12 protein-coding genes and 3 tRNA genes are annotated in these 18,407 nt (G+C 67.2%); 7 read left to right on the top strand and 8 right to left on the bottom strand.

Features of this window, described 5'->3' with window-relative positions:
• Positions 1-122: 122 nt before the first annotated feature.
• From H607_RS13370 to H607_RS13150, 3 genes are read left to right on the top strand one after another with little or no spacing between them, the layout of a single operon-like run.
• Positions 123-368, top strand: a complete 246-nt coding sequence (locus tag H607_RS13370) for a hypothetical protein (RefSeq protein WP_157381285.1) — start codon at positions 123-125, stop codon at positions 366-368.
• On the top strand, positions 355-1,548 hold the full coding sequence (locus H607_RS0108370) for an MFS transporter (protein ID WP_028875064.1): 1,194 nt from the start codon (positions 355-357) through the stop codon (positions 1,546-1,548). Before H607_RS13370 ends, H607_RS0108370 begins: the two co-directional genes overlap by 14 nt.
• A gap of 20 nt (positions 1,549-1,568) precedes the next feature.
• The gene (locus H607_RS13150) at positions 1,569-1,955 is read left to right on the top strand and encodes a nucleotidyltransferase family protein (RefSeq protein WP_088178704.1); all 387 of its coding nucleotides are present in this window, start codon (positions 1,569-1,571) and stop codon (positions 1,953-1,955) included.
• Here H607_RS13150 and recN read toward each other — a convergent pair.
• Positions 1,873-3,561, bottom strand: a complete 1,689-nt coding sequence (recN, locus tag H607_RS0108365) for a DNA repair protein RecN (protein WP_028875063.1) — start codon at positions 3,559-3,561, stop codon at positions 1,873-1,875. The two genes, H607_RS13150 and recN, sit on opposite strands and share 83 nt — an antisense overlap.
• 19 nt (positions 3,562-3,580) lie before the next feature.
• Entirely contained in the window at positions 3,581-4,462 is an 882-nt protein-coding gene (locus H607_RS0108360) for an NAD(+)/NADH kinase (RefSeq protein WP_028875062.1), read from the bottom strand.
• A gap of 72 nt (positions 4,463-4,534) precedes the next feature.
• Here H607_RS0108360 and hrcA point away from each other — a divergent pair, with 72 nt between their 5' ends.
• From hrcA to H607_RS0108345, 3 genes are read left to right on the top strand one after another with little or no spacing between them, the layout of a single operon-like run.
• Entirely contained in the window at positions 4,535-5,560 is a 1,026-nt protein-coding gene (gene hrcA, locus H607_RS0108355) for a heat-inducible transcriptional repressor HrcA (protein WP_028875061.1), read from the top strand.
• Between the two features lie 10 nt (positions 5,561-5,570).
• Positions 5,571-6,665, top strand: coding sequence for a ferrochelatase (gene hemH, locus H607_RS0108350; RefSeq protein WP_028875060.1), 1,095 nt, complete (start codon positions 5,571-5,573; stop codon positions 6,663-6,665).
• The gene (locus H607_RS0108345; RefSeq protein ID WP_028875059.1) at positions 6,662-7,054 is read left to right on the top strand and encodes a phage holin family protein; all 393 of its coding nucleotides are present in this window, start codon (positions 6,662-6,664) and stop codon (positions 7,052-7,054) included. Before hemH ends, H607_RS0108345 begins: the two co-directional genes overlap by 4 nt.
• A 10-nt stretch (positions 7,055-7,064) precedes the next feature.
• Here H607_RS0108345 and recD read toward each other — a convergent pair whose 3' ends face one another.
• Genes recD through recC form a run of 3 tightly spaced genes read right to left on the bottom strand, consistent with a single transcriptional unit; the run spans position 7,065 to position 16,407 of the window.
• Entirely contained in the window at positions 7,065-9,155 is a 2,091-nt protein-coding gene (gene recD / locus H607_RS0108340) for an exodeoxyribonuclease V subunit alpha (RefSeq protein WP_028875058.1), read from the bottom strand.
• Positions 9,152-12,823: an exodeoxyribonuclease V subunit beta gene (gene recB, locus H607_RS0108335; protein ID WP_028875057.1), complete on the bottom strand. Its 3,672-nt coding sequence runs from the start codon at positions 12,821-12,823 to the stop codon at positions 9,152-9,154. Before recB ends, recD begins: the two co-directional genes overlap by 4 nt.
• On the bottom strand, positions 12,820-16,407 hold the full coding sequence (recC, locus tag H607_RS0108330; RefSeq protein WP_028875056.1) for an exodeoxyribonuclease V subunit gamma: 3,588 nt from the start codon (positions 16,405-16,407) through the stop codon (positions 12,820-12,822). The genes recB and recC overlap by 4 nt, the downstream gene beginning before the upstream one ends.
• 213 nt (positions 16,408-16,620) lie before the next feature.
• Between recC and H607_RS12305 the strand changes: the two genes are divergently transcribed.
• Positions 16,621-17,961: a dicarboxylate/amino acid:cation symporter gene (locus tag H607_RS12305; protein ID WP_051240776.1), complete on the top strand. Its 1,341-nt coding sequence runs from the start codon at positions 16,621-16,623 to the stop codon at positions 17,959-17,961.
• Positions 17,962-18,058: 97 nt separating this feature from the next.
• On the opposite strand, the gene H607_RS0108320 is transcribed toward H607_RS12305, so the two are convergent.
• The 3 genes from H607_RS0108320 to H607_RS0108310 all read right to left on the bottom strand — a co-directional run bounded on the left by H607_RS0108320 (position 18,059) and on the right by H607_RS0108310 (position 18,318).
• A tRNA-Asp gene (locus H607_RS0108320) sits at positions 18,059-18,135 on the bottom strand.
• A gap of 14 nt (positions 18,136-18,149) precedes the next feature.
• Positions 18,150-18,225: transfer RNA gene (locus H607_RS0108315), tRNA-Glu, on the bottom strand.
• A gap of 17 nt (positions 18,226-18,242) precedes the next feature.
• Positions 18,243-18,318, bottom strand: a tRNA-Ala gene (locus H607_RS0108310).
• Between the last annotated feature and the right edge of the window lie 89 nt (positions 18,319-18,407).

The following is an 18,407-nucleotide window of genomic DNA, read 5'->3' as shown; positions in this document are numbered from 1 at the left end:
TCATTCCAGGCGTAAAAAAGGCCCGACGGGCGCCTCATACTGTGAGAGCGCTCGCCGGGCCGATCAGAGGAGAAAAAACCGAACTAGGTGTCTCCTCCTTGTTTGACGAACGGCGTTCGTGGATGAACGCCTGGTTTCTTCTGAGCAAGCTCTATGCCACCCCTGAAATGTTGCAACGCAACAACGGATTTTTCCACAAAATAATTCGATTTATCCATTTGTTTTTTGCATCACACCATGGCGCAATGATTCGAGGACGTCCGGAAATCGAACGGCTCATCCGTGAATCGAACACCGCCGTTCGAACGAGAGGCTCGAGATGTCTTATCATCGATAAAAAGACGGAGTTACCCCATGCCTTTGTCTGACCCAACCTCCCGCCGTGGCCTGCGCGCCTTGCCTGCGAGCGTCTGGGGCCTGGCGCTCACTTCACTCTTCATGGATATCTCCTCGGAGATGGTCCACAGCCTGCTGCCGCTCTTTCTCTCGACGGTACTCGGCGCCTCGATGACGACGATCGGCGTGATCGAGGGGTTGGCGGAGGCCACCGTGGCCGTCACCAAGGTCTTCTCCGGGGCGATCTCCGACTTCCTGCACCGGCGCAAGGCGGTGACTGTGGCCGGCTACGCGCTCTCGGCGCTCACCAAGCCGCTCTTCGCGCTCGCCGCCTCGGTCTCTTGGGTGCTCGCGGCGCGTCTGCTCGACCGTTTCGGCAAAGGAATACGGGAAGCGCCGCGCGATGCGCTGATCGCCGACGTCACGCCCGACGATCTACGCGGCGCCGCCTACGGCCTGCGCCAAGCGCTCGATTCGGTGGGTGCCTTCGTCGGGCCGCTCCTCGCTTTCGCCCTCATGGCATGGTTTGCCGGCGACCTCCGGTTGGTGTTCTGGCTCGCCGTGATCCCTGCGATTCTGGCGGTCGTGATCCTGGTGCGCTTCGTTCCCGAACCCCAGCACCCCGCCGCCAGTACGGAACGCGAGCCTTTCTCTTGGCGCCTCCTGCTGCGCCTGCCTCGCGCCTACTGGATCGTGGTCGGTTTGGGCATTCTCTTCACACTCGCGCGCTACAGCGAAGCCTTCCTGCTGCTGCGCGCGCACGACGTGGGGCTCGCCGTGGGTGCGGTACCCCTCGTGATGATCGCGATGAATCTCGCCTACGCCGTGCTCGCCTATCCGGCCGGCGCCGCCGCCGACCGCCTCGGCACACAGCGCCTACTGCTTGCCGGCATCGCCGCCCTCATCCTCGCCGACCTGCTGCTCGCGGCGGCAAGCGGTCCGACCGTGGTCTTCCTCGCCGCCCTCCTGTGGGGCGCCCACATGGCGGCCACGCAAGGCATCTTCGCCAAGATGATCGCGCACGCCGCCCCAGCCGAGCTGCGCGGCACCGCATTCGGCGGATTCAACCTGCTCACGGGCCTCGCGCTCTTGGCCGCGAGCGCGCTCGCCGGTTGGCTATGGAGCGCCTGGGGCGCCGCCGCGGCTTTCCTCGCAGGCGCGGTCCTCGCCACGATGGCCGCAGTGGCGTTGGTAAGGTACGGAAAGACGTGACTGCAGACTACAGACACCCCATGACCGCTCCCCTGTCCCTCGACCTGCCCATCCGCTACCTGGACGAAGTGCGCGCCCTCCTGCGCCGCCACGTGCCCGGCCACGAGGTCCTGGCTTATGGCAGCCGGGTAAAAGGTGAAGCGCACGAGGCGAGCGACCTCGATCTGGTGGTGCGCGACCCGCTCGACCCGCAACGCCCCTGCCCGGCGATCCCGGCGCTGCGCCGTGCCTTCATCGACAGCAACCTGCCAATCTCGGTCGACGTGCAAGACTGGGCGCGCTTGCCCGAAGCGTTTCGCCAGGAAATCGAGCGGGCTTGCGTCGTCATCCAGAACGGGGAAGTTCGACCTGACCCATCCCCCGCCGCCCCAGCAGCTCCCGCGCGTGTTCGCGGGTCGTATCGGTGATTTCCAGCCCGCCCAGCATGCGGGCGATCTCTTCGACGCGGGCAGCAGCATCGAGCGCTTCGACTCGGGTGCGCACGGCGCCGCCCTCTTCTTCTTTCCACACGCGCAGCTGCCAGTCGGCCCAGGCGGCGACTTGCGGCAGGTGCGTCACCGCCAGCACCTGCCGGTCGCGCCCGAGCTGCCAGAGCGAGCGGCCGACGATCTCGGCCACCGCCCCGCCGATGCCGACGTCGACTTCGTCGAAGATGAGCGTGGGCGTGTCGCTCGCGCGGCTGGCGATCACCTGGATCGCCAGACCGATGCGCGAGAGTTCCCCGCCGGAGGCCACACGCGCGAGCGGGGCGAGCGGCTGGCTCGGGTTGGCGGCGACGCGAAATTCCACCCGCTCCAGGCCCGTGGCCGCAGGCTCTGCAGCCACGAGCGCCGCGGCGAAGCGCCCGCCTTTCATCGCCAGCTCCTGCATCGCCGCGCTGACCTCGGCCGAGAGCCATTCGGCCGTTTCGCGCCGGCGTTCGCTGAGCGCGCGGGCGGACTCGAAGTAGGCCGACTCGGCCGCGCGCACCTCGGCTTCGAGCCGCCCGAGGTCGGCGCTCTCTTCCAAGGCGGCAAGACGCTCGCGCCAGCGCCCGGCGAGCGCGAAGAGTTCTTCCGGCGGCACGCGGTAGCGGCGGGCGAATTCGTCGATGGCAGCGAGCCGCCGCTCGAGTTCGGCGAGCCGCGCCGGATCGAGCTCGAAGGCGTCGAGATAGCGCCGCAGGCTGGCGGCGGCCTCCTGTACCCCGATGCGCGCCTCGCTCACCAGTTGCACGGCCTCGGCCAGCTTGGCGTCGAACTCGAGACTGCCGGCGAGCGCGCGTTCGGCCTGCCCGAGCAAAGCCTGCGCCGAGGGTTCGTCTTCACTCAGGAGCGCCGCCGCCTGCGCCACCTGTTGCAGCAGCTGCGCCGCGTGCGCGAGCCGACGGTGTTCCTGTTGCACCTCGTCCCATTCGCCGGGGCGCAGCGCGAGCCGCTCCCACTCCTGCAGCTGCCACAGCAGCCGCTCGCGCTCCTCGCCCACGCTCTCCTGGCGCTCGCGCGCCCGGGCGAGCCGTTCGCGCGCCGACTCCCAGGCGGCAAAACGCTGCCGCACGTCCTCGGCGAGCGCCTCGGCCCCGGCGAGCCGGTCGAGCATGCGCCGCTGCACCGCGCTCTCGAGCAGTGCATGGTGGGCGTGCTGGCCGTGGATGTCGGCGATCCAGGCGCCGAACTCGCGCAGCGCCGTGGCCGGCACCGGCACGGCCTCGATCCAGGCGCGCGAACGGCCCGAACGTTCGATGTTGCGGCGCAAGAGGAGCGTATCGCCCTCGACCTCGATGCCGTGCGCCTCGAGCCAAGCGCGCGCCTCCGCCGCTGGCGGCAGGGTGCATTCGAGCGTCACCTCGGCGCGTTCGGCCCCCTGGCGGATCACCTCGGCGCTCGCCCGCCCACCGAGCAGGAGGTCGAGCGCATCGAGCAGGATCGACTTGCCCGCGCCGGTCTCGCCGGTGAGCACGCCGAATCCCGGCGCCAGGCCGAGTTCCAGTTCGCGCACCAGCACGAAATCACGGATGGTCAGGCGAACGAGCACTTTCTCCCCCCCCTGCGCCTCAACCGCGAGGCAGCGCGCTCCAGTGCAGTTTCTCGCGCAGCATGGCGAAATAGCAGTATTGCCGCGGATGCAGCAGCCGCACGCCGCGCTGTGCCCGCTGGATGCGCAGCACGTCGCCCGGCAGCATCTCGATGCGCCCCTGCCCGTCGAAATGCACGTCGGCCATGTGACCCGGCAGGAGTTCGATTTCTATGGTACAGCGATCGGGTAAAGTGACCGGCCGCGCCGTGAGCGCGTGCGGGCACAGCGGCACCAGGGCGATGCCGTCCACCCCGGGGTGCAGGATGGGCCCGTTGGCCGAGAGCGCGTAGGCGGTGGAACCGGTGGGCGTGGCCACGATCATGCCGTCGGAGCGCTGGGTATAGACGTAGGCGCCATCTACGGTGAGGCGGAATTCGATCATCCGTCCCAAGTCGCCCTTGTTCACCACGATGTCGTTGAGGGCATGGCTCGAGGTGAGCACCTTGTCGCCGCGCAGCAGCTGCCCCAAAAGCATGGAGCGCACTTCTTCCTGATAGTCGCCCGCGAGGATCTCGGCGAGCCGTTCCTGCGCCTCGTCGCGCGGGATGTCGGTGAGAAAGCCGACCCGCCCCTGGTTGATGCCCACGAGCGGCACGTCGTGATGGACGAGATGGCGGGCGGCGTTCAACATCGTGCCGTCCCCGCCGACGATCACCGCCAGGTCGATCTGGGTGCCCAGGCGCGCGTAGGGCAGCGCGGGGAAAGGAGCGCAGTTGCCGAGCGAACTCGCCGTCTCCGCCTCGATCAAAACGTGATAACCTCGTTCGTGCAGAAACCGCGCCGTCTCGACCAGCGCCGCGGCGACTTCCGCCGATTGGTGCTTGCCGATCAAACCGATGGAGGTAAATGGATTCGCCATGCCCCGGATTATTCCACAACTCGGCCACGATCGGCGCCGTCGCGCGGCGAACTTCCGGAGGGAAGCGCCATGATGCTCGACCCGCGCAGTCGCATCCTGCTCAAGACGTTGATCGAACGCTACATCGCCGAAGGACAACCGATCGGTTCGCGCACCCTGTCGCGCGCAAGCGGTCTCGACCTGTCTCCGGCCACGGTGCGCAACGTGATGAGCGACCTCGACGAGCTGGGGCTCGTCTATAGCCCGCACGCCTCGGCCGGGCGCGTGCCCACGGCCAAGGGGTACCGCTTCTTCATCGACGCGCTGCTCACCGTCGCCCCGCTCGAAGACGAGACCCGCGCCGAGATCGAGGCCAACCTCCAGCCCCACCAGCCGCAAAAGCTCCTGCGGAAAGCCTCCGAGCTGCTCTCGGAGCTCACCCACTTCGCCGGCGTCGTCATCGTGCCGCCGCGCGACCAGGAGCGCGTGCGCCAGATCGAGTTCGTGCCCTTGAGCGGCAACCGGGTGCTGCTGATCGTCGTCACCCAGAGCGGCGACGTGCAAAACCGCCTGCTGCACACGCCCCGCCCCTTCAGCGCGGGCGAGCTCGAGCAGGCGAGCAACTTCCTGAGCAGCCGCTTCGCCGGCCACACGCTCGACGAGATCCGCACCCACTTGCGCGACGAACTGGCCAAGCTGCAAGACCACGTCTCCGAACTCATGCGCCTGGCGCTCTCGCCCACTACGCTCACCGACGAGGACGAAGACTGCCTGGTGGCCGGCGAGACGAACCTGCTCGAAGTCGACGATTTCACCACCAACATGCAGCACCTGCGCGAACTCTTCCGCCTGTTCGAGGAGCGCACGGGGCTGCTGCAACTCCTCGAGCTCGCCCAGCGCGCCCGCGGCGTGCAGATCTTCATCGGCGCCGAATCTGGGCTGGAAGAACTCGAAGGATGCTCGGTGATCACCGCCAACTATACCTTCGACGGACGCATGCTTGGCTCGATCGGCGTGATCGGCCCCAACCGCATGGCCTACGACCGTGTGATCCCCATCGTCGAGCTCACGGCGCAACGCCTGTCGCAAGCGCTCACCGCCACCGCCGAAGAACGCTGAAGGAGCCCGCATGCCCCGCTACGCCCCCGAGCCCCCCTTTCGCCACGACCGGCCGCAACGCACCGGCGTGCTGCTCGTCAATCTCGGCACCCCCGCCGCCCCCACGCCGGAGGCCGTGCGTCCCTTCCTGCGCGAATTCCTCTCCGACCCGCGTGTCATCGAGCTGCCGCGCTGGCTGTGGCAAATGATTCTGCACCTCTTCATCCTGCCGCGCCGCCCCAAGGCGAACGCTCAGAAATACGCCAGCATCTGGCTCGACGAAGGCTCCCCGCTCGAAGTCTATACCGAACGGCTCACGCACGCGCTGGAATCCCATTGGACCGAGCGCGGGCGCGAACCGCTCGTGCGCTGGGCCATGCGCTATGGCGAGCCGAGTGTGGCCAACGTGCTCAGCCGCATGAAAGAAGAAGGACTGCGGCGGCTGCTCGTGGTACCGCTCTATCCGCAGTATTGCGCCAGCACCACGGCATCCGTGTTCGACGCCGTGGCCGCCGAGCTCATGAAATGGCGCGACGTTCCCGAGCTGCGGCTCGTGCGCCACTGGCACGACGACCCCCGCTACATCGAAGCGCTCGCGCACACGCTGGAATCCCACTGGGCGCAGCATGGCCGCCCCGACAAACTGCTGCTCAGTTTCCACGGCATGCCGCGACGCACGCTGGAACTGGGCGATCCCTACCACTGCGAATGCCACAAGACGGCGCGGCTCGTGGCCGAGCGGCTTCGGCTCGCCCCCGACCAATGGCTCGTCACCTTCCAGTCGCGTTTCGGCCGGGCCCGCTGGCTCGAACCCTATACCCAGCCCACGCTGGAGCGGCTCGCCCGCGAAGGAGTGGCGCGCGTCGACGTCCTCTGCCCCGGTTTTGCCACCGATTGCCTCGAGACGCTGGAAGAGATCGGCATGGAATGCCGCACCGCTTTTCTCGAGGCCGGCGGCAAACAATTCCACTACGTCCCCTGCCTCAACGATTCCCCTTTCTGGGTCGAGCGCTTCGCCGCCCTCCTCGAAGACCACCTCGGCCATTGGCCCGATCGCACGCCGTCCACGGATGAAGAACTGCAGGCACGCCTCGCGCGGGCCAAGGCAATGGGAGCGAAACAATGAGACCCGGATTCTGGATGATCATCCAGTGGCTGCTCAACGCAGTGGCGCTGATGGTCACTGCCCAGCTCGTCCATGGCATCACCATCACCGGCTTCGTGCCGGCGCTGGCGGCGGCGCTGGTGCTCGGCCTCATCAACCTCTTCCTCAAGCCGGTGCTCCTCATCCTCACCCTGCCGGCGAGCATCCTCACGCTCGGTCTCTTTACCCTCATCCTCAATGCGCTGCTCTTCTGGGCGGGAACGGGATTGGTGGCCGGCGTCGTGGTCGAGGATTTCTGGGCGGCCTTCTGGGGCGCCATCGTCTATAGCATCCTCACCTGGGTCGTGTCGCTGGCGCTGTCGCCACGCGGCACCGATACCATCGTGATCAAAATTCAGCGCCGCGACTGAATCCTCCCGCTTATTCCAGAGGTGCCTCCAGCCCGGACGAGCGCAGCACGCGGCGCGCGATCGCCGCTTCCAGCATGGCCCCGCCCGACGGATCCACCAGAGTGAACCGCGAGCGGGCGCGGGTGATGCCGGTATAGATCAGCTCGCGCGTGAGCAAAGGGCTAGGAGTATCCGGCAACACCAGCACCGCGTGCCCGAACTCCGAGCCTTGCGACTTGTGCACCGTGAGCGCGAACACCGTCTCCACCTCGGGCAGACGAGCGGGCAGCACCCAGCGCAGCCCACCAGCGGCGGCAAAGGCCACCATCAGCCGCGGGGCTTGCCCTTCCGCCCCAGGCAGAGCAAGCGTCACCCCCACGTCCCCGTTCATCAGACCCAAGGCATAGGCGTTGCGCGTCATCAACACCGGGCGCCCCTCGTACCAACCCTCTTCGTCCGGCAAAAACCCTTGGCGGCGCAACCAGTGCGCGATGCGCCGATTCATCTCCCCCACGCCCCAAGGCCCCTCGCGCAGGGCGCACAGTATCTGGAACCCGGCGTAGGCTGCGAGCACCGCCCGTGCCCAGTCGTCCCACGCCGCCTGCGGCGCTTCGGGCAGCGGGCGCTGCGCACGCAGCACTTGTAAATAAAGCGCGTAACCCGCGGGATTCTTTTGCGTGCCGCACACGAGCCGACGCAACGCTGCGTCCTCCTGACCCTGGGGAACGAGAAGGGCCACTTCGGAGCGCGGATGGCCGGGCGTGCTCGAGGCACGCCCTTCCCCGCCCTCTTCGCCCGGAGCGTCCAGATCGCCCGCGAGGGGCCCACCCAGAACCCCCCGCGCCGCGGCCGCATCGCCCCGATTGACCGCCGCCGCGAGCCGGCCGATGGCGCTCTCGGCGGCGAAACGATGGCTTTCGCGCAGCATGGCGATCGCCTGATCGAGGGCCGAGCCCTGGAAGTCGATGAAACCGGAGGGTTCCTCACCCTCCTCCACGCCAAATTCTTCGGGCAGTTCCTCACCCACCGTCGCCCGCAGCCAGGCGATCGTCTCGGGCGTATAGTGCCCCTCGTCTGCGCGCCGACACAGACCACCGAGCACGGCGCCGGCCTCGACCGAGGCAAGCTGATCCTTGTCACCGAGCAATACCAACTGCGCCGCCGGAGGCAAGGCCCGCAGCACCGCCGCCATCATCTCGAGGTCGACCATCGAGGCCTCGTCGATCACCAGCACGTCCAGCACCAGCGGATCGGCCTCGTCGTGGCGGAACCGCCGCGACCCGGCCCGGGCACCCAGCAGCCGGTGCAGCGTCGACACCTCCTGCGGCAGTGTGGCGCGGATCCGTCCGCCTTGGGGCAACGCCTCCCACGGCAACCGCTCGAGGGAACGACCGATCGATTCGCTCAGCCGCGCGGCCGCCTTGCCGGTGGGTGCGGCGAGCCGGATGCGCAGCGGCGCCTCGCCCCGCCCCGGTATCCTTCCCTGCAGGGCGAGCGCCTGCAGCAAGGCGATGAGGCGCACTACGGTGCTCGTCTTGCCCGTACCGGGACCGCCGGTAATCAGCGCAAAGCGTCGCCGCAGCGCGAGCGCACAGGCAAGCCGCTGCCATACGTCGCCTTCTCCGGAAGGAAAGAGCGCATCGAGGAGAGCTCGCACCGGCTCCGGCGCGAGCAGGACGACTTCCCGTACCCGGGCGAGAACACCCTGCCGCACGGCACGCTCGTTGTCCCACTGGCGGCGCAGATAGAGGCGATGCGCCCGGCGCACGAGCGGCGCCGCCTCTCCCTCCTCGCCCTGTCCCACCAGCTCGGGGCAGGAGAGCGCGGCGAACCAGGATTCGAGCGATTCCCCCTGGGCCGCCCCCGCTGGCGTTGGCAGCCCGTTTGCGTCGCGCGAGGGGATCGCCAGGGTGAACACCGCATCGTCGGCGAGCGCGGCGAGATCGAGGCACACGTGGCCGCGCCCCAACTGGTGGCTCGCCAGGGTCGCGGCAAGGATCGCCCGTGACGGCGCCTGCGGCACTTTTTCCTGTAGGAATCGCGCAAAGGCCGCATCGAGCGGCCGCAACCAGCCATCCTGCACCCAGCGGGCCAGATCGTCGCGCAGGTCTGTCTCACTCATGTCAGTCTCCCGCCTGGGCCATCGAGCAAGGCGTCGAGCCCATCGAGCAGCGGTGCCTCCGCCTGCGCGAAAAACACGCCTTTGCCGGGTTCGTCGTGGATGCCGCGCAGGAAGAGCAGCACCGCGCCGCCCAGATGGCGCTGCGGATCATAACCAGGCAGGCGCACGCGCAGATGCCGGTGCAAGGCATGCAGATAGAGCGCATATTGCAGGTCGTAGCGCCCCTCGAGCACGGCCGCCTCCAGGTTCGCCCACCCATAGGCGGAATCCGTCGCCCCCAGGACGTTGGACTTGTAGTCGAGCACGTAATAGCGCCCCTCCCGGCAGAAGACGAGGTCGATGAACCCCTTGATCATGCCCTTGATCCGCCCCGGCGTCAGCCTCGGGCGATCCGCTCCCTGCAAGGTGTGCCGCTGCACCAGAGCATCCAGCGCCTCGATGCGGGTCTCGGGCACCGAGAACCAGAATTCCATCTCTGGCAGATAGTCGGATAATGCAGCCAATTGGCACGTTCCCCCACCCGGCAAAGGCAGATCGGCCTGCATCACCGTCAGGAGCCAGTCGGTGAGCATGTCGACGTGCGTCGTCCAGCCGCGCACCGCGCAGCGCCGTGCCACCTGATCGCGCAGCCGCACCCCGCCGTTAGCGCACACCGCGTCGAACCCCTGCTGCGCCGCCCATTCGAGCAGGCCGTGGAGGAAGGTGCCTGTCGCTGCCCCTGGCGGCAGGGCATGGATCCCCGTCGCCGCTCCCGTCGGCTCCGCGCGGGGCGCATGAACGAGCTCGCGCGCCTTGGCTTCGTCCGGTGTCTGCGGGTCGGCCGCGAGCGCGCCGCGCAATCCCGAATAGCTGGAGATCGCCCACGGTGCGAAGAGACGGCGCCGCGGCGTGCGCGCCGGGCCCAGGGCGATCCCTTCCCCGTCCGCCGGCAGGCGGCCCTCGCCCGGTACCGGCAAGGGCGCGACGGCGAGGAAGTGGCACCCTTCGGCGAGCGCTTTCAGAGTCTCATGCACCTGCGCCGGGGCATCGCCCTGCCGCACGCCCAAGACATGGCCCATGGCGCTCGCGGGCAGATTCTCCAGCGCCCCCACGCCGATCCAGGTGGCAAACCGCGCCCGGGTGAGCGCCACGTAGAGCTTGCGCACGTCCTCGGCCAGGCGCTCGCGCTCGGCGCGAACGAGCGCCGTTTCGTCGACGACGAGCGACACCCGACGCCGACCCGCTTCGTCGTGCCAGAGGAGGGGAAAGTCTTTTTCCCCGACCGGCCGGCAAGAACAGGCAAACGGCAGGAACACGAGGGGATACTCCAGCCCCTTCGCCTTGTGCACCGTCACCACCTTGACGAGGGCCTCGTCGCTCTCCAGGCGCAGCTGCCGCTCCTCGGCGCCCTGTCCGCCATCCTGGCGCGCCTCGGCCAAGGCGCGGATGAGGGCATGTTCGCCGTCCAACCCCCGGCTCATCTTCTGCAAGAGCTCGCTCAAATGCAGCAGGTCGGTGAGCCGCCGTTCGCCGCTGTCGCCGTCGGGCGTCTCCCCGGCGAGCAAGCGCGCAGGCACGTCGAAGTCGTGCATCAGGCGGCGCAGCATGGGCAACACCCCTTGCCGCCGCCACAAGTCGCGATAAGCGAGAAAACGCGCCACCTCCGTTTCCCAGGCGAGGACGTCGCGCTCCAGCGACTCGATTTCTGCCCATGATCGCCCGAGCGTGGCGCTCGCCAAGGCCGAGCGCAGGCGCGCGTCGTTCTGCGGCTCGGCACAGGCTTCGAGCCAACGCTGCAGGTCGGCCGCCGCGGGGCTCGCGAACACCGAGCTGCGCTCGGAGAGATAGACGCTGCGCACGCCGCGCCGCGCGAGCGCCGCCCGCACTTGCTTCGCCTCTTCGCCCGTATGCACCAGCACCGCCACGTCGGCAGCCTTCACCGGCCGCATCGTCCCTTTGCTCGAATCGACGAACCCCGCCCGCCCTTCCCGCCCCAGCCGCAGCAGGCGCACGATCTCCTCGGCGCAGCCGTGGGCGACCAGCTCCCGATACGCCGTCACCTTGATCGCCTGACTCGCATCCTCGTTTTCCGCCACCCACCACGCCACGAGCGCCGGCGGCTCCTGCCCCTCACACACGAACCGTTCGTCCAGTCCCCGGGCGGTCGCCGGCAGGAAAGGCAGGAGATCCTCTTCTTCCGAGATTTTGAAGAGAAAGGCACCGGCCTCGTTCTTTTCCCGTGCGTTGAGAAAGACGCGATTGACCGCCTCCACCATCGCCGGGGTCGAACGGAAGTTGCGCCGCAGGGTGTAGCGCCGCCCGTCGCAGGCCCGGCGCGCTTCGAGATAGGTGTAGATGTCGGCGCCGCGAAAGGCGTAGATCGCCTGCTTGGGGTCGCCGATGAGGATAAGTGCAGTCTGAGGATCGTTCTTCTGCGGCGCATAGACCGACTCGAAGATGCGGTACTGTACCGGGTCGGTGTCCTGGAATTCGTCGATCAAGGCCACGGGGAAAGACTGCCGGATGCGCGCGGCGAGCCGCTCGCCGTTGGGTCCGCGCAGCGCTTCGTCGAGGCGGGTGAGCAGATCGTCGAATCCCATCTGCGCCCGCCGCCGCTGCAGCACGGCAAAACGCTGCGCCACCCAGCGCGCCGCATGTGCAAGGACGCTCGCCTTGCCCTGCTCGCGCAGCCGTTCGAGCCGTGAGCGCAGGTTTTCCAGCGCGTCGATCGCCTCATGCCCGGGTGGCTCGCCGCTCTTCCACGCATCCTTCAAACCCGAGCGCGTCAAACGATTCCAGGCCGAATCGGACAAATCCGGCGCCTCCGCCAAGGGATCGTCGCGCCACCGAACCAACGCCGCCAACCAGCCCTGCACGTAATCGGCGCGCAATGTCCGCCCGTCGAGCTCCTTGCGATTGCGCGCTTTGTCAAAGAGAGCCTGCAACTCGGGCACCCATTTCCCCCACGGTGCTTTCGCCTCCCGCCATTGCCGCAGGACTTCCGCCGCCACCTCCGCCGGCCCGCTCTCCCCTTCCAGATCCGCGGCGAGCGGCAGCAGGCGGCTCAAGCGCCGCTGCATCCCTTCCGGCGTGAAATCCGCAGCAAACCAGCCGCGCAGCAGCGCCAACGATTCGGCCGGCAGCGGCGTGAAGAACTCCCGCCAGTAATCGCGCACCGCCTCGAGCAACAGGTCCTCCGTCTCCGTCTCCAGCGTCTCGCTGAAGAGGCTGCCGCTGTCGAACGCGTGCTCGCGCAGCATGCGGTGGCACCAGCCGTGGATGGTCGAGACCGCCGCCTCGTCCATCCATTCGGCCGCAGCCTGCAGCCGGCGCTCGCACCCCGGCCAATCCTGTTCGGGATATTGGGCGCGCAATGCGCGCAGGAACTCATCCACCCATTCGGGGATTTCCTCCCCGGCCGGATGGCCGAACCAGCGCGCCGCCTCGCTCAGACGCCGGCGGATGCGCTCGCGCAGCTCCTTGGTGGCCGCCTCGGTGAAGGTCACCACCAGAATCTCGGGCGGGGTGAGTGGACGGCAAAACGCCTCCGCTCCGCCATGCCCCAGCACCAGGCGCACGCAGAGCGCGGCGATGGTATACGTCTTGCCGGTACCGGCGCTTGCCTCGATCAGGCGGCTGCCCCACAGGGGAAAACGCAGCAGATCTACCTCCTTCGCCTCTTCCGTCACGCCTGCGCTCCTTTTTTCCCTTCCTTGGTGGCCTCCATGTACTGCAGCAAAGGCCCGAGCAGCACCTCGGCCCAGTGTGCGAACTCGCCGCTCGCGCGCAAGTCGGCAAACCTCGGCCAGGCACGCGCCAGGTAGGGATCCCGGTCACGCTCGCCATCCGTCCTGCCGTCACCTTCGTACACCCTGCGCGCCGCCTCCCACGCTGCCTCCTCGCCTTTGGCCCTCGCTTGCCACCACGCCACCGCCGACTCCACGGCGAAGGGCAGCGGCCGGCGCATGCCCTCGGCCCAGGCGCACAGCAGCGCCGCGAGCGGCTCGGTCGCGTCCTCCTCGGGCAGCAGCGGCCCGAAGGTATAGTCCCCCTTGAGGCTCAGGACGACCGTCTGCGTCGGTCCGACCCCGGCATTGGCCGCCAGATGCTGCACCCAATAGTCCACCAGGCGATCCGGACGGTATTTGTCCTCTTTCACGAGATCGCTCGGCGAGATCAGCACCCGCGCCCGTTCGCCCCCGTCGTTGCGGCGCCATTCCCCCAACCAGTCGGAAAGCTCCAGGCCGCCAGCGGCAAAGCGCACCTCTTCGCCGCCCGCGATTTCCTGCGGCCAACGTTGCAGCGCTTCCCGATAGCGCGCGAAGAGCTCGTCCATCCCCTTCTCAAGTTCCGTCGCCCACAGCGCCCCCAGCCCCCCGGCAGGCAGCACCCCCTGCCGACGAATGCGGCCGATCGCCGCCGTTCGCGCCGCATCCACGTCCCGTCCCTGCCGCAGGGCCGCGCGCTGCGCGTCGATCACTTCTTGGCGCAGGCTCCACCGCGTCAAGCCATCGAGCGCGAAGGGCTCGGCCTCTTCACTGCCCGGATCCTCCAGTTCGAGGAAGACTTTGAGACGGTCGCGCAGAAAGGTCCGCACCGGGTGGCGCAGGAACTGCGCGAGTTCTCGCACCCGCAGCGGCTCCTCGAGCGAAAGCGGCTGCAACGGCGCGGAAGCAGTCGGCTTTTCTCCCTCACGTCGCGCACGCCATTCGCGCGCATACGTAAAGAGCGCGCCCTGCCCCGGTTCGGGCGGAAAATAGGCCGGACTGAACGGTTGCAGCCGATGCTCGGTCGTGAGCGCCGCCAGCAAATCCTCCCCCCGCACGGGCGCTTCATTTCCCGTCCAACGCCCCGTCCAGCCCGCCGCCAGGTGCTCGCGCAGCTGCGCCACCAGCACGGAAGGCGGCTGCGGCGCATTGTCGGTGATGCGACGCCCCACCCAGGAAACGTAAAAGCGCTCGCGTGCCGACAACAGCGCTTCCAGGAAGAGATAGCGATCGTCCTCGCGCCGCGAGCGGTCGCCCGGACGATAATTGCGTGCCATCAGGTCGAAGTCCGACGGCGTGCGCGCGCGCGGATAGTCCCCGTCGTTCATCCCCAGCAGATAGACGTGCCGAAAGGGGATCGCCCGCATCGGCATGAGGGTGGCAAAGATCACCCGTCCGGCGAAGAATCGCTGCGACAGCCCCTGCGCCTCCACCCCCTCCAGCCACGGTTCGCGCACCACCGAAAGCGGCAAGGATTCCTCCAGCCCCGCGGCCGCGCACGCGTCCACCCATTCCTGCAGGGCCGTCTCCAGCCGCATCAGGGTGACGGTTTCCTCATCGTCCCCCGCGGCGAAAAAGCGTGCGAGCAACGCCTGCAGCCGCCCGCCCCACTCGGTCGGCGTGGCCGGTTCGCGCAGCTGCTGCCACGCCGTCTCCAACGCCTCCAGTACATCCGCCAGCGGCCCGACGAGCTCCGCCTCCAGCCCGCCGACCTCCGCGAAAGGCTCGATCCCCCTCCAGGCCGGAGCATCACCCGCCGCATAGCCGTAGAGCATGCGCTCGAGACCGAACCGCCAGGAATTCTGCTCGAGCCAAGCCCCCCCTCCCTGCTCGCCCAGCCCCAGGTCGCGCCGATGCTCCTCGTTCAGCCCCCAGCGGATCTGTGCCCCCTCCACCCAGGAACGCAGGCGCGGCAGCGCCTCGTCGTCGATCCCGAATCGCCGGCGCAGTGCCGGCACCTCCAGGAGATCGAGCACCTCTCCCACCCGTGCCCTCCCCTGCGGCAGATCGAGCAGGATCTCCAGCCCCTGCAACAGCGGATCGCGGGCGCGCAGCCCCTGGTCGGCGAGCGAAAACGGGATGTGGCGCGGATCATCGGGTTCGATCGCACCGAACACCGCCTCGATGTGCGGCGCATAGACCTCGATGTCCGGCACCATCACGATCACCTCGTCGGGACGCAGCGTCGGGTCCTCGTCGAAGGCCGCGCGCAGCTGATCGTGCAGCACCTCCACTTCCCGCTGCGGCCCGTGCGCCACGTGAAAGACGAGGGAACGGTCGCAATCGAGATCCACGCTCGGCCATCGCTCCCGCGTCTCGGAAAGCGGGCGCAATTCGAGAATGTCCTCCTGCAGTTGCTGCAGTAAAGTGTTCGCCTCTTCGGGCGCCTCGAACCAATCGAGCCGCCCGCCGTTTCCCTCCACCTTCCCCGCGTAGCGCCGGCGCACCGCCTCCTCGTCGAACTCGTCGAGCAAGGCGATGAAATCCCTTCCCTGCTTGCCCCAGGCCGCGAGCAAGGGGTGACCGTGGCGATGAAGCTCCTCGTCCGGAATGAAATCGGGCTGCCCCTCGCGCCGCTGCCGGCGCTGCCGCCATTTCTCCTGCTGCCGCAATAGCTCGCGCCCATCGACCACGTCGGCCCAATGGTAACGGCAAGGGTTGTGTACGAAGAGCAGCACCGGAATCCAGCGCCCCAGTGCCGCCAGTGCCTCCACCCACTGCTGCGGCAGGCTCGAAATCCCGAAGACGACGAGCCGTGGTGGCAGTCCAGGCGGAGGCGCTCCCTGCCAGGTTCTGACCGCTTCGAGGAAGGCCGAGTGCACGCTTGATCGCGCCGTACGCTCGGCACCCGGCTCGGTACGCGCCACGTCGGCACACAAAAGGCGCCACAGCGCCGCCTGCCAGCGCTGCCCCTCTTCGAGTGGAGATTCCTTGCCGTGCGCGTCGCGCAGCACATCCCGACCCGCGCCCCAGTCCTGCAGCCAGTCGGCGCGATAGACCTGATACTGATCGAACAGCTCGGCGATGCGCGCCGCCAGCTGATCGCGCTTGCGCAGCGCCCGCTCCTCGCTCACCCGCCGCCGCAGCTTTTCGCCCGGCGCGCCCCCCTTGGCCTGCGTTTCTTCCGCGAGGAAACGGCGCAGTGGCTCATAGACCGGATCCTTCGGTAAACCTCCGAGCAAGCGCAGCAGGCGCCAACGCAGCAAGGGGAGATCGAAGGGCGAGCGCTCCGGCACCGCCTCCGCCCCCAGCACGGCCCGATAACAGCGCCACAGGAACGTCGAGGGCAGGGAAAACTCCAGCGCTGCCGCCACGCCGCAGCCCCCTTCGTTTGCCCCCGCAGCCAGCGCGAGCCGCAGCCACTGCGCCATGGCGTTGCCCTGCACGAGGAAACACTCCGGCACGAGCGGCAGCAGCGGCTCCCGCCCCAGCCAGGCCACCGCCAGCCGGCGCAGGTTCTCGAGCCGGTTGCCGTGAAAGATCAGGAATCCCGCTCCATCAGACATCGTGTTTTCCTCACCCGGATACGCCTACATCGGGAGCATAAGGCGGGCACTCAGCCGACGCAAGAGTGCAAACCCACCGCCGTGACACCGACCCCATCGGCTGGATTTCATGGAACAGAGGCCCCGTGGTTGTAAAATTCCTTTTTTACGGGACCGGAGATCCGCACCGGATCCGTTCCCTTATCGATACCCCCATCCAAGAGGACGCCAGACATGCTCTCTGCCGAGCAACTCGCATCAGCCGCCCATCCTCCCAAAAAATTGCCTTGGTACAGGATCCTCTACGTCCAGGTACTGATCGCAATCGCCCTTGGCATTGCGTTGGGTTATTTCTGGCCCGAGAACGGCGCTGCCATGAAACCTTTGGGCGATGGTTTCATCAAGCTGGTCAAGATGATCATCGCCCCCGTCATCTTTCTGACGGTCGTCACCGGCATCGCCAGCATGAGCAACCTCAGAACGGTCGGACGAGTAGTCGCCAAGGCCATGATCTACTTTCTGACCTTCTCGACCCTGGCGTTGATCATCGGCATGGGGGTCGCCAACGTCCTGCAACCCGGCGCCGGCATGCACATCGACCCAGCCACGCTCGACACGGGAAAAATCGCCGGCTACGTCAGCAAAGCCCACGAAAGTACGATCACGGCTTTCTTGCTCAACATCATACCCTCCACCGTGCTCAGCCCGCTCGTCGAAGGCGACATCCTTCAGGTGCTCTTCGTGGCCATCTTGTTCGGCATCGCTCTTGCTTCCATTGGAGAAGCGGGCAAACCGATCCTGACGTTTTTCGAGCAGCTTACTCTCCCCATCTTCAAACTGGTGGCCATCTTGATGAAGGCGGCACCCGTCGGGGCGTTTGGTGCCATGGCGTTTACGGTAGGCAAGTACGGCATCAAATCCATCGGCAACATGGCCTATCTGATCTTCGCTTTCTACCTTACCGCCTTCTTCTTCGTCACCGTCGTGCTGGGGCTCGTCGCGCGCTACAACGGGTTCTCCATCTTCAAGCTTTTGCGCTACATCAAGGATGAATTGTTACTCGTGTTGGGCACGAGTTCATCGGAATCGGCTCTGCCCAACTTGATGCGCAAACTGGAAAAAGCAGGTTGTGGCAAATCGGTCGTCGGTCTGGTCGTGCCTACGGGTTACTCCTTCAACCTCGACGGCACCAACATCTACATGACGATGGCCGCCCTTTTCATCGCCCAGGCGCTCGACATCCAATTGAGCCTGTCGCACCAAATCCTGCTGTTGCTCGTCGCGATGATCAGCTCGAAAGGAGCTGCGGGCGTCACGGGCGCGGGATTCATCACTTTGGCCGCCACGCTGGCAGTGGTCCCCGAAGTACCTGTGGCCGGCATGGCGCTGATCTTGGGCATCGACCGATTCATGTCCGAATGCCGCGCACTCACCAATTTCATCGGCAACGCCTGCGCAGCCATCGTCGTGGCCCGCTGGGAAGGGCAATTGGACAAGGAAAAACTAGAATTCGCGCTCGATCATCCCGACGCCATCGATCTCGAAATGCAGGTCGGACCAGAGGTCGTCGACTGAAGAACGGCAGGAGCGGCGCCTGCCGCTCCTTGCCTTTCACGATGCGATCTGACGGGAAAACGAAAAAGCGGGCACGAAGCCCGCTTTTTGCAAGAACTGGCGGAGTGGACGGGACTCGAACCCGCGACCCCCGGCGTGACAGGCCGGTATTCTAACCAACTGAACTACCACTCCGCACTTGTAAACCCTGGCGTCCCCACGGGGATTCGAACCCCGGTTACCGCCGTGAAAGGGCGGTGTCCTAGGCCTCTAGACGATGGGGACCCGTCTTGACCTTCAACTGGTGGAGGTGAGCGGAATCGAACCGCTGACCTCTTGCATGCCATGCAAGCGCTCTACCAACTGAGCTACACCCCCGACGAAGCACCTGCAGCAATCCTGGCGGAGTGGACGGGACTCGAACCCGCGACCCCCGGCGTGACAGGCCGGTATTCTAACCGACTGAA

It is taken from the genome of Tepidiphilus margaritifer DSM 15129 (assembly GCF_000425565.1).
Classification (GTDB): domain Bacteria; phylum Pseudomonadota; class Gammaproteobacteria; order Burkholderiales; family Rhodocyclaceae; genus Tepidiphilus; species Tepidiphilus margaritifer.
This window is presented reverse-complemented; position numbering and strand designations above follow the sequence as displayed.